We start from the raw sequence: 11,946 nt of genomic DNA on the forward strand, positions 1-11,946 counted from the left end.
GGACACCCTTAGCCAACAATCAAGGAAACAAGCCAGCCGAGCAGGGAGTCGAGCCCCCACAACAGCAACGCCATAACCAGAACAACAGCCACGACAATCAATGTGGTCTGCGTGGTTTCTTGGCGAGTCGGCCAAACGACTTTACGAATTTCGGTGCGAGCTTCCTTTACCAGGACCGCGAAAGACTTGCCTTTAGCAGTCTGCAGGCCTACAAAGGCAGCTACAGCAGCAAGGGCAAGCAAGGCGAGCACACGGTACAGGATCGGCGAAGCAGAGTAGTACTGATTGCCAACAACGCCTACGACCACCAATGCGACTACAGCGAGCCACTTGACCAGATCGAAACGAGAGCTTTGAGCTTCAGCCTTAGGAGTCATCTATGAAGATCCTGTGAAAAGAAAGCCAGACACACCACGTGAATCTGGCAGGTCAGGAGGGAATCGAACCCCCAACCTACGGTTTTGGAGACCGTCGCTCTGCCAATTGAGCTACTGACCTAAAACAAAATCAGGCCGACCATTATGCAGGCCTGAAAAAGACTTTACAACAACCAACCCCAACAGACTTGAAACCACCTGACACAAGCGCCAGTAAAACCAGAATCAAGCCGAGGCAGCTGTTAAAACAAAGGCAGATATTTTCATATCTGCCTTGTTATATGGAGCTCTTGAGCGGATTTGAACCGCTGACCTCACCCTTACCAAGGGTGTGCTCTACCAACTGAGCTACAAGAGCGAAACACACTGCACAACCTGCAAACTTGGAGCGGGTAGCGGGAATCGAACCCGCATCATCAGCTTGGAAGGCTGAGGTTCTACCACTAAACTATACCCGCGGAGCTTGCAGCTCACGCTAAAAATGGTGGAGGGGGAAGGATTCGAACCTTCGAAGTCGTAGACGTCAGATTTACAGTCTGATCCCTTTGGCCGCTCGGGAACCCCTCCTAAGCGAGCCGGCATTTTACATCACGCCGACCTTCTGTCAAGCATTTTCTCATTTAAAAATATGAGGTTAGCTGCGTTGACGTTCGCTTCACGCTGTAGACCGTAAAGGTCTTCACTGCGAAGCGGGCGCCATTCTATGCAAACTATTCGAGAGTTGCAACGCCTTCGCACAACATTATTTTATGTTTTAACTCATTGAATTCCTTAGCAAGGTTTTCAAAGGGCAGATCATCAGCCAGACGTCGACTTTCAGGCGCTACGCGAAGCCAGTAGCCGGAGGCTTCAGGAGTGTTCAGCAATTGCACTTTGACCTTTATATCCAGGCTGATCAGCCGCTGTTCGACGGACTGCGCCTGACGCGGGTCGACAAAACCACCTATGTACAAACACGTATTTTGCGGATCGGACGCCTTTGCCCGCTCCCTCCTGGCAATCGCATCCGAAGATTCGCTCAGCAAGCGAATATCCTGCTGAGAACCCCGATAAAGACTCAAGGGCGTTACATCCTTGGCACGCAGCGGCGCCTCCTGCTGATGCCATACGTAATAGAAAGCGTTGAGGACGAGTAAAAGTAGAAACAGCCAACGCATAAACACCTCAAGACAAAGGGCATGCCATCGCCAAACCGACGAAAACCAGATCAGGAACGAGGCGCGCCTGCGGCACGGCATCCAGAACCAAATCAGCATCCCCCCCAGTAAGGAACACCGTGAAACTGTCGCCCCAGTAGCTTCGGGCCAACTCGAGCTGAGTCAGCACAAATCCCCTGAGCATCAGCGTACAGCCGCGCTCGACGGCCTCGACTGTCGTACGACCTGGCGAGAGACGCTCCAGCGCTTGCTCAGCGGCAGCATCGTCATAACGTATCTTGCGGGTGTGCGTGCGCAATTGACTACGCATGAGAGGCATACCAGGGCAAATGAACCCTCCCAAGTGCTCGCCGTCCGCACCAATAAAATCTGCTGTCGCCGCCGTACCAAAATCAAGTACCAGGCAAGCACCTGACGCTAATTTGTATCCCCCAAGCATTGCCAGCCAACGATCAAGGCCCAGGCGCTCGAAATCTTCATAGCCGTTGCGCACGCCGGCCATTTCTCGTGCGGGCGCGGCGCAAGAGACAACAATACCGAAAGCCCCCTCCAGAGCCTGTACCAGCTTACTAGTCTCCTCCAGCGCCCGGACACTCACCAGTCGGCAGCGCGTGAGCTGCAAGCCAGGAACGGCCACCAGGCTTTCAATCAAAGCTATATCCGAGCCAACGACACCTTCGGCGGAAGCCGCCGACCAATTCGAACCAAGCACCCGCCACTTGATAAAGCTATTGCCACAGTCGAGCTCAAGAATCATCACGCAACCTCAGGCTTAACTCACCACCGCTGTAAATTTTTTCAACGCCATCAACACTCAAACGCAAGGCGCCCTGGCGATCCACACCCAGCACCACGCCATCAACCTGATTGACGCCGGCGATGAGGGAAACCGTCCGCCCTTGCCACGCATGATTACACTCCCACTCCCCCTGAAGCACAGCAAACCCACCGGTTTTGTGCCGCTCCAGATGGCTCAGCAACTGCTGCCCCAGTCTCGCAACCAGCGAATTGCGATCAACTGGAGCGCCTGTCTCAAGCTGTACTGACGTCCACTGCTGGTCTATAGCATCGGATTTCTGCATATTCACATTAATGCCTATGCCAAGGACAACGTGGCAAATATCCGCAGGATCGCCCACTAACTCCAACAAGATTCCGGCAATTTTCTGCTGCCCGACCAAGACATCGTTCGGCCACTTCAAGGCAGCCCCCTGCACACCCGACTCACGCAGGGCCTGCATGACCGCCAAGCCGACAACCAGGCTCAATCCTTCCAACTGTCGCAGACCATCCTCAATGCGTAGTACAAGGCTGTAATACACATTCTGCGCATACGGGCTGACCCATGTTCGGCCTCGCCTGCCTCTTCCCGCTGTTTGCTGCTCCGAAAGTACCAGGAACGGCGCTGGACACTCAGCAGCAACCAGCCGCAACGCTTCAGCATTGGTGGAATCAACAGAGTCGGAGATATAGACGGGCCAGCCTAAGGCAGGCGCCCTCAGCGCAATTTCTTCAGCACTCAAGAACACCAGCGGCGCTGCTAGCTGGTACCCCTTCCCACGCACCTTATGAATAGGCAAACCTAATTCCGCTTCAAGGTGCTGGAGTTGCTTCCAGACAGCACTGCGGCTAACACCCAGGGCAGCGCCTAGTGCCTCTCCAGAGTGGAATCGGCCATCTTTCAGAAGCTTTAACAACGTCAGCATGCACATATCGCCTCACAATAAGGCAGGCATGATAGCCATGCGCTGGGTCATTGCATAGAAAGCCAAAGATTTAGCACCCGAGTGAGCACTGTTTAGCACCACCTGGCGTGCTTTTCCCGCGCCCAAAACAAAACCCCATCTGCTTTCGCAAATGGGGTTTCGGAATTTAATCTTGACGATGACCTACTCTCACATGGGGAAACCCCACACTACCATCGGCGATGCATCGTTTCACTGCTGAGTTCGGGATGGGATCAGGTGGTTCCAATGCTCTATGGTCGTCAAGAAATTCGGGTACTGAGTCGTGACCAAGTGGCCTCGCTTCAGCAAATTGGGTATGTGACAGCTTTCGGTGTTTTGTGAGAATCGAACTTTCGGTTCTATCGTCTTCACACACCGCAATCTGATGCTCTTTCGAGTAGTCAAATTGCTTGGGTGTTATATGGTCAAGCCTCACGGGCAATTAGTATTGGTTAGCTCAACGCCTCACAGCGCTTACACACCCAACCTATCAACGTCGTAGTCTTCGACGGCCCTTCAGGGAACTCAAGGTTCCAGTGAGATCTCATCTTGAGGCTAGTTTCCCGCTTAGATGCTTTCAGCGGTTATCTATTCCGAACATAGCTACCCGGCAATGCCACTGGCGTGACAACCGGAACACCAGAGGTTCGTCCACTCCGGTCCTCTCGTACTAGGAGCAGCCCCTCTCAAATCTCAAACGTCCACGGCAGATAGGGACCGAACTGTCTCACGACGTTCTAAACCCAGCTCGCGTACCACTTTAAATGGCGAACAGCCATACCCTTGGGACCGGCTTCAGCCCCAGGATGTGATGAGCCGACATCGAGGTGCCAAACACCGCCGTCGATATGAACTCTTGGGCGGTATCAGCCTGTTATCCCCGGAGTACCTTTTATCCGTTGAGCGATGGCCCTTCCATACAGAACCACCGGATCACTAAGACCTACTTTCGTACCTGCTCGACGTGTCTGTCTCGCAGTCAAGCGCGCTTTTGCCTTTATACTCTACGACCGATTTCCGACCGGTCTGAGCGCACCTTCGTACTCCTCCGTTACTCTTTAGGAGGAGACCGCCCCAGTCAAACTACCCACCATACACTGTCCTCGATCCGGATAACGGACCTGAGTTAGAACCTCAAAGTTGCCAGGGTGGTATTTCAAGGTTGGCTCCACGCAGACTGGCGTCCACGCTTCAAAGCCTCCCACCTATCCTACACAAGCAAATTCAAAGTCCAGTGCAAAGCTATAGTAAAGGTTCACGGGGTCTTTCCGTCTAGCCGCGGATACACTGCATCTTCACAGCGATTTCAATTTCACTGAGTCTCGGGTGGAGACAGCGCCGCCATCGTTACGCCATTCGTGCAGGTCGGAACTTACCCGACAAGGAATTTCGCTACCTTAGGACCGTTATAGTTACGGCCGCCGTTTACCGGGGCTTCGATCAAGAGCTTCGCGTTAGCTAACCCCATCAATTAACCTTCCGGCACCGGGCAGGCGTCACACCCTATACGTCCACTTTCGTGTTTGCAGAGTGCTGTGTTTTTAATAAACAGTCGCAGCGGCCTGGTATCTTCGACCGGCATGAGCTTACGGAGCAAGTCCTTCACCCTCACCGGCGCACCTTCTCCCGAAGTTACGGTGCCATTTTGCCTAGTTCCTTCACCCGAGTTCTCTCAAGCGCCTTGGTATTCTCTCAACCACCTGTGTCGGTTTGGGGTACGGTTCCTGGTTACCTGAAGCTTAGAAGCTTTTCTTGGAAGCATGGCATCAACCACTTCGTTAACTAAAAGTTAACTCGTCATCAGCTCTCGGCCTTAGAATCCCGGATTTACCTAAGATTCCAGCCTACCACCTTAAACTTGGACAACCAACGCCAAGCTGGCCTAGCCTTCTCCGTCCCTCCATCGCAATAACCAGAAGTACAGGAATATTAACCTGTTTTCCATCGACTACGCTTTTCAGCCTCGCCTTAGGGACCGACTAACCCTGCGTCGATTAACGTTGCGCAGGAAACCTTGGTCTTTCGGCGTGGGTGTTTTTCACACCCATTGTCGTTACTCATGTCAGCATTCGCACTTCTGATACCTCCAGCAAGCTTCTCAACTCACCTTCACAGGCCTTACAGAACGCTCCTCTAACCGCATCACTTACGTGATACCCGTAGCTTCGGTGTATGGTTTGAGCCCCGTTACATCTTCCGCGCAGGCCGACTCGACTAGTGAGCTATTACGCTTTCTTTAAAGGGTGGCTGCTTCTAAGCCAACCTCCTAGCTGTCTAAGCCTTCCCACATCGTTTCCCACTTAACCATAACTTTGGGACCTTAGCTGACGGTCTGGGTTGTTTCCCTTTTCACGACGGACGTTAGCACCCGCCGTGTGTCTCCCATGCTCGGCACTTGTAGGTATTCGGAGTTTGCATCGGTTTGGTAAGTCGGGATGACCCCCTAGCCGAAACAGTGCTCTACCCCTACAGTGATACATGAGGCGCTACCTAAATAGCTTTCGAGGAGAACCAGCTATCTCCGAGCTTGATTAGCCTTTCACTCCGATCCACAGGTCATCCGCTAACTTTTCAACGGTAGTCGGTTCGGTCCTCCAGTTAGTGTTACCCAACCTTCAACCTGCCCATGGATAGATCGCCCGGTTTCGGGTCTATTCCCAGCGACTAGACGCCCTATTAAGACTCGCTTTCGCTACGCCTCCCCTATTCGGTTAAGCTCGCCACTGAAAATAAGTCGCTGACCCATTATACAAAAGGTACGCAGTCACCCAACAAAGTGGGCTCCCACGGCTTGTACGATACGGTTTTCAGGATCTATTTCACTCCCCTCTCCGGGGTTCTTTTCGCCTTTCCCTCACGGTACTAGTTCACTATCGGTCAGTCAGTAGTATTTAGCCTTGGAGGATGGTCCCCCCATATTCAGACAAAGTTTCTCGTGCTCCGTCCTACTCGATTTCATGACTAAGAGATTTTCGCGTACAGGGCTATCACCCACTATGGCCGTACTTTCCAGAACGTTCCGCTAATCTCAAAGCCACTTAAGGGCTAGTCCCCGTTCGCTCGCCACTACTAAGGGAATCTCGGTTGATTTCTTTTCCTCAGGGTACTTAGATGTTTCAGTTCCCCTGGTTCGCCTCTTACGCCTATGTATTCAGCGTAAGATAACCATCTTATGATGGCTGGGTTCCCCCATTCAGACATCTCCGGATCAAAGTCTGTTTGCCGACTCCCCGAAGCTTTTCGCAGGCTACCACGTCTTTCATCGCCTCTGACTGCCAAGGCATCCACCGTATGCGCTTCTTCACTTGACCATATAACCCCAAGCAATCTGGTTATACTGTGAAGACAACATTCGCCGAAAATTCGATAATACTCAAAACTGAGTAACTCACAAATTTTACCTTAGCCTGATCCGTTACCAGTGAAAGTAACGTTCAGTCTATCTTTCTATCACATACCCAATTTTTAAAGAACGATCTAATCAAAGACTAGAAATCAACATTCACCATCATCACGATGGAATGCTCATTTCTAAGCTTTCAACAAACAGAAGCAGTAGTGGTGGAGCCAAACGGGATCGAACCGTTGACCTCCTGCGTGCAAGGCAGGCGCTCTCCCAGCTGAGCTATGGCCCCGTATTTCTACAGGCGTTTCCCACACAAATTGGTGGGTCTGGGCAGATTCGAACTGCCGACCTCACCCTTATCAGGGGTGCGCTCTAACCAACTGAGCTACAGACCCAATTTCGGGCTGCTTCTTTATCGTCTTCTTCAATGAATCAAGCAATTCGTGTGGGAACTTATGGAGCAGCTGATGTCGTCGATTAAGGAGGTGATCCAGCCGCAGGTTCCCCTACGGCTACCTTGTTACGACTTCACCCCAGTCATGAATCACACCGTGGTAACCGTCCTCCCGAAGGTTAGACTAGCTACTTCTGGTGCAACCCACTCCCATGGTGTGACGGGCGGTGTGTACAAGGCCCGGGAACGTATTCACCGCGACATTCTGATTCGCGATTACTAGCGATTCCGACTTCACGCAGTCGAGTTGCAGACTGCGATCCGGACTACGATCGGTTTTATGGGATTAGCTCCACCTCGCGGCTTGGCAACCCTCTGTACCGACCATTGTAGCACGTGTGTAGCCCAGGCCGTAAGGGCCATGATGACTTGACGTCATCCCCACCTTCCTCCGGTTTGTCACCGGCAGTCTCCTTAGAGTGCCCACCATAACGTGCTGGTAACTAAGGACAAGGGTTGCGCTCGTTACGGGACTTAACCCAACATCTCACGACACGAGCTGACGACAGCCATGCAGCACCTGTCTCAATGTTCCCGAAGGCACCAATCTATCTCTAGAAAGTTCATTGGATGTCAAGGCCTGGTAAGGTTCTTCGCGTTGCTTCGAATTAAACCACATGCTCCACCGCTTGTGCGGGCCCCCGTCAATTCATTTGAGTTTTAACCTTGCGGCCGTACTCCCCAGGCGGTCAACTTAATGCGTTAGCTGCGCCACTAAAAGCTCAAGGCTTCCAACGGCTAGTTGACATCGTTTACGGCGTGGACTACCAGGGTATCTAATCCTGTTTGCTCCCCACGCTTTCGCACCTCAGTGTCAGTATTAGTCCAGGTGGTCGCCTTCGCCACTGGTGTTCCTTCCTATATCTACGCATTTCACCGCTACACAGGAAATTCCACCACCCTCTACCATACTCTAGTCAGTCAGTTTTGAATGCAGTTCCCAGGTTGAGCCCGGGGATTTCACATCCAACTTAACAAACCACCTACGCGCGCTTTACGCCCAGTAATTCCGATTAACGCTTGCACCCTCTGTATTACCGCGGCTGCTGGCACAGAGTTAGCCGGTGCTTATTCTGTCGGTAACGTCAAAACAATCACGTATTAGGTAACTGCCCTTCCTCCCAACTTAAAGTGCTTTACAATCCGAAGACCTTCTTCACACACGCGGCATGGCTGGATCAGGCTTTCGCCCATTGTCCAATATTCCCCACTGCTGCCTCCCGTAGGAGTCTGGACCGTGTCTCAGTTCCAGTGTGACTGATCATCCTCTCAGACCAGTTACGGATCGTCGCCTTGGTGAGCCATTACCTCACCAACTAGCTAATCCGACCTAGGCTCATCTGATAGCGCAAGGCCCGAAGGTCCCCTGCTTTCTCCCGTAGGACGTATGCGGTATTAGCGTCCGTTTCCGAACGTTATCCCCCACTACCAGGCAGATTCCTAGGCATTACTCACCCGTCCGCCGCTCTCAAGAGAAGCAAGCTTCTCTCTACCGCTCGACTTGCATGTGTTAGGCCTGCCGCCAGCGTTCAATCTGAGCCATGATCAAACTCTTCAGTTCAAACATCTTTGGGTTTTTAAGAAACCCTAAACTTGGCTCAGCAATCGTTGGTTACATCTTTGATTTCTCGCGGAGTAACTTGTGATGCTGATAATCTTGTTGACTATCAGTCTGACTCCACAAGCACCCACACGAATTGCTTGATTCAGTTGTTAAAGAGCGGTTGGTTAAGATCTTTCGTCTCAACCGAGGCGCGCATTCTACAGCAGCCTCATTTGCTGTCAAGTGATTATTTTCAGAAGCTTTCGAAGAATTCTTCAACAACTTCAACCACTTGCGCTTCAGATCCCTCATCAGCGGGAGGCGAATTCTACAGCGTTACACGCTGCTGTCAACACCTCTTTTCAACTTCTTTCTGGCTTCGATGAACTGAAGCACCTGCTGCCGAAACTTACATAACTCATTGTTTATCAAGGAGTTTTCCGTTTCGACTGCGCCGGAAGTGGGGCGAATTATAGACAGTTACAATTCGCCGTCAACCCTTATTTACCAACTTATTCGGATTTGAGCGTGATACGCGCAAATGCCTTCTTTCCGGCCTGGCAGACATGGGTAGCGCCCAGCTCATATATAAAGGTGCGATCGACAACCTCACCATCTATACGCACACCACCCGAACCCAGCAGGTCACGTGCAACCGCCGAATTCTTCACCAACCCTGCCTTATTAAGGACGGCAGCAATCGGCATTGCCTCAGCAGCAGTCAACTCAACCTCCGGCAGATCATCCGGCAGCTCGCCATCCTTCATGCGATTGCCTGCTGCACGGTGAGCACTGGCCGCAGCCTCTTCACCATGGAAGCGCGCAACAATCTCTTCCGCCAGCTTGATCTTCACGTCACGCGGGTTGGCACCCGCCTCGACATCAGCGCGCAACGCATTGATCTCATCCATCGAGCGGAAGCTCAACAGTTCGAAGTAACGCCACATCAGCGCATCTGGAATCGAAACCAGCTTGCCGTACATAACGCCCGGCGCTTCCTGGATACCCACATAGTTACCCAGCGACTTGGACATCTTCTTGACGCCATCCAACCCTTCCAGCAAAGGCATGGTCAGGATGCACTGAGCTTCCTGCCCATACGCACGCTGCAGCTCACGCCCCATCAGCAGGTTGAACTTCTGATCGGTACAACCCAACTCAACGTCCGCACGCAGCGCCACGGAGTCATACCCCTGGACCAGCGGATACAGGAACTCATGAATAGCGATCGGCTGATTGGTGGAGTAACGCTTGTCGAAGTCATCACGCTCAAGCATGCGCGCGACGGTGTATTGAGAGGTCAGGCGAATGAAGTCCGCCGGCCCCATCTGATCCATCCAAGTGGAGTTGAACGCCACTTCCGTCTTGGCCGGATCAAGGATCTTGAACACCTGAGTCTTATAGGTCTCGGCATTGTCGAGCACTTGCTCGCGAGTCAGCGGCGGACGCGTCGCGCTCTTGCCGCTTGGATCACCGATCATCCCGGTGAAGTCACCTATAAGGAAGATGACCTGGTGCCCCAGCTCCTGGAACTGACGCAGCTTATTAATAAGCACGGTATGACCCAGGTGAAGGTCCGGCGCAGTCGGGTCAAAGCCGGCTTTAATACGCAGGGGCTGGCCACGCTTGAGCTTTTCGATCAGCTCCGCTTCGACCAACAGTTCTTCCGCACCACGTTTTATCAGCGCTAGCTGCTCTTCAACCGACTTCATAACAGACCCGCAAGGCTCAGATTCAAAAGGGAACCAACCATACAAGATCAGGGACTAATTACAAGTTTTGCCCTGCGCACGGACACCGTTCAGCAAGCCCAGCGTTCGCGAGCTTGCGCCACAGATGATTTGGTTATATTTTATACAGTTATTTCATCTTCATCATGTCATTCATCTTTTCCATTTCATCTTCAAAGTCAAAATTACTTATGACCACTGAACCGTCTAAAGCGCCGCCGCTTTACCCGAAGACCCACCTGCTCGCCGCAAGTGGTATCGCCGCTCTTCTCAGCCTGGCACTCCTGGTATTCCCTTCCAGTGACGTAGAAGCCAAACGAACATCCCTGAGCCTTGAGCTGGAAAGTCCAGTTGAACAACTGACACAAGATCAAGACGCTTCCGACGCGCAACAAGCCACAAACGCACCTACCGAATCACCCTTCGCCCAGATAGACGGCAGTCCTGAAGAGACCCAGCAAGCAGCCCAGGAGCAACCTGCGCCTGCAGCCAATGCGGCCAAGAACCCGCAACACCGCGAAGTAATCGTGGCCAAGGGCGACACGCTCTCGACCCTGTTCGAGAAGGTCGGCCTGCCGTCAGCCACAGTTAACGAAGTCCTGGCCAGCGATAAACAAGCCAAGCAGTTCACCCAGCTCAAGCACGGCCAGAAACTGGAGTTCGAACTGACACCTGACGGCCAACTGCACAACCTGCACAGCAACGTCAGCGACCTGGAAAGCATCACCCTGACCAAGGGCGCCAAAGGTTTCGCCTTCAACCGCATCACCACCAAGCCCGTTATGCGTTCCGCCTATTCCCACGGCGTGATCAACAGTTCCCTGTCGCAATCGGCCGCCCGCGCCGGCCTGTCCCACAGCATGACCATGGACATGGCCAGCGTGTTTGGCTACGACATCGACTTCGCCCAGGACATCCGCCAAGGCGACGAATTCGACGTGATCTACGAGCAGAAGGTCGCCAACGGCAAAGTGGTCGGCACCGGCAACATCCTCTCTGCGCGCTTCACCAACCGCGGCAAGACCTACACCGCCGTGCGCTACACCAACAAACAAGGCAACAGCAGTTACTACACCGCTGATGGCAACAGCATGCGCAAAGCCTTCATCCGCACCCCCGTGGACTTCGCTCGCATTAGCTCGCGTTTCTCCATGGGCCGCAAGCACCCAATTCTGAACAAAATCCGCGCCCACAAAGGCGTCGACTACGCCGCCCCGCGCGGTACGCCGATCAAGGCTGCGGGTGACGGTAAAGTCCTGCTGGCCGGTCGTCGCGGCGGTTATGGCAACACCGTGATCATCCAGCACGGCAACACCTACCGTACGCTTTATGGCCACATGCAAGGCTTCGCCAAGGGCGTGCAGACTGGCGGCACCGTGAAGCAAGGCCAGGTGATCGGCTACATCGGCACCACTGGCCTGTCCACCGGCCCGCACTTGCACTACGAGTTCCAGGTCAACGGCGTACACGTCGACCCACTGGGCCAGAAGCTGCCGATGGCTGACCCGATCGCCAAGGCCGAACGCGCGCGCTTCATGCAACAGAGCCAGCCACTGATGGCACGCATGGACCAGGAGCGCTCCACCCTGCTGGCCTCGGCGAAGCGTTAAGG

General features: G+C 53.3%; 6 protein-coding genes, 6 tRNA genes and 3 rRNA genes. 1 reads left to right on the plus strand and 14 read right to left on the minus strand.

Annotation, left to right across the window (positions count from 1 at the left end; genetic code table 11):
- Nucleotides 1-8: 8 nt before the first annotated feature.
- From secE to tyrS, 14 genes are all read right to left on the minus strand, one after another.
- Nucleotides 9-377, minus strand: coding sequence for a preprotein translocase subunit SecE (gene secE, locus PSH87_RS25555; protein WP_003194658.1), 369 nt, complete (start codon nt 375-377; stop codon nt 9-11).
- Nucleotides 378-422: 45 nt separating this feature from the next.
- Nucleotides 423-498: transfer RNA gene (locus PSH87_RS25560), tRNA-Trp, on the minus strand.
- A 161-nt stretch (nt 499-659) separates the two neighbouring features.
- Nucleotides 660-735: transfer RNA gene (locus PSH87_RS25565), tRNA-Thr, on the minus strand.
- Nucleotides 736-761: 26 nt separating this feature from the next.
- Nucleotides 762-835 (minus strand) — tRNA-Gly (locus PSH87_RS25570).
- A 24-nt stretch (nt 836-859) separates the two neighbouring features.
- A tRNA-Tyr gene (locus PSH87_RS25575) sits at nt 860-944 on the minus strand.
- Nucleotides 945-1,087: 143 nt separating this feature from the next.
- On the minus strand, nt 1,088-1,534 hold the full coding sequence (locus PSH87_RS25580) for a hypothetical protein (RefSeq protein ID WP_017736674.1): 447 nt from the start codon (nt 1,532-1,534) through the stop codon (nt 1,088-1,090).
- Nucleotides 1,535-1,541: 7 nt separating this feature from the next.
- Nucleotides 1,542-2,291, minus strand: a complete 750-nt coding sequence (locus tag PSH87_RS25585; protein ID WP_305431551.1) for a pantothenate kinase — start codon at nt 2,289-2,291, stop codon at nt 1,542-1,544.
- A complete protein-coding gene (gene birA / locus PSH87_RS25590; protein ID WP_305431552.1) occupies nt 2,281-3,240 on the minus strand; it encodes a bifunctional biotin--[acetyl-CoA-carboxylase] ligase/biotin operon repressor BirA in 960 nt (319 codons plus the stop codon). Before birA ends, PSH87_RS25585 begins: the two co-directional genes overlap by 11 nt.
- A gap of 170 nt (nt 3,241-3,410) precedes the next feature.
- Nucleotides 3,411-3,526, minus strand: a 5S ribosomal RNA gene (gene rrf / locus PSH87_RS25595).
- Nucleotides 3,527-3,682: 156 nt separating this feature from the next.
- A 23S ribosomal RNA gene (locus tag PSH87_RS25600) occupies nt 3,683-6,572 on the minus strand.
- Nucleotides 6,573-6,820: 248 nt separating this feature from the next.
- Nucleotides 6,821-6,896, minus strand: a tRNA-Ala gene (locus tag PSH87_RS25605).
- A gap of 29 nt (nt 6,897-6,925) precedes the next feature.
- Nucleotides 6,926-7,002, minus strand: a tRNA-Ile gene (locus tag PSH87_RS25610).
- Between the two features lie 83 nt (nt 7,003-7,085).
- A 16S ribosomal RNA gene (locus tag PSH87_RS25615) occupies nt 7,086-8,622 on the minus strand.
- Together the 16S, 23S and 5S rRNA genes with 2 tRNA genes alongside form the textbook arrangement of a ribosomal RNA operon.
- A gap of 494 nt (nt 8,623-9,116) precedes the next feature.
- The gene (tyrS, locus tag PSH87_RS25620; protein ID WP_305431554.1) at nt 9,117-10,316 is read right to left on the minus strand and encodes a tyrosine--tRNA ligase; all 1,200 of its coding nucleotides are present in this window, start codon (nt 10,314-10,316) and stop codon (nt 9,117-9,119) included.
- Between the two features lie 209 nt (nt 10,317-10,525).
- Here tyrS and PSH87_RS25625 point away from each other — a divergent pair, with 209 nt between their 5' ends.
- Entirely contained in the window at nt 10,526-11,944 is a 1,419-nt protein-coding gene (locus tag PSH87_RS25625) for a peptidoglycan DD-metalloendopeptidase family protein (protein WP_305431555.1), read from the plus strand.
- The last annotated feature ends 2 nt before the right edge of the window (nt 11,945-11,946 follow it).

It is taken from the genome of Pseudomonas sp. FP453, assembly GCF_030687495.1.
Lineage (GTDB): Bacteria > Pseudomonadota > Gammaproteobacteria > Pseudomonadales > Pseudomonadaceae > Aquipseudomonas.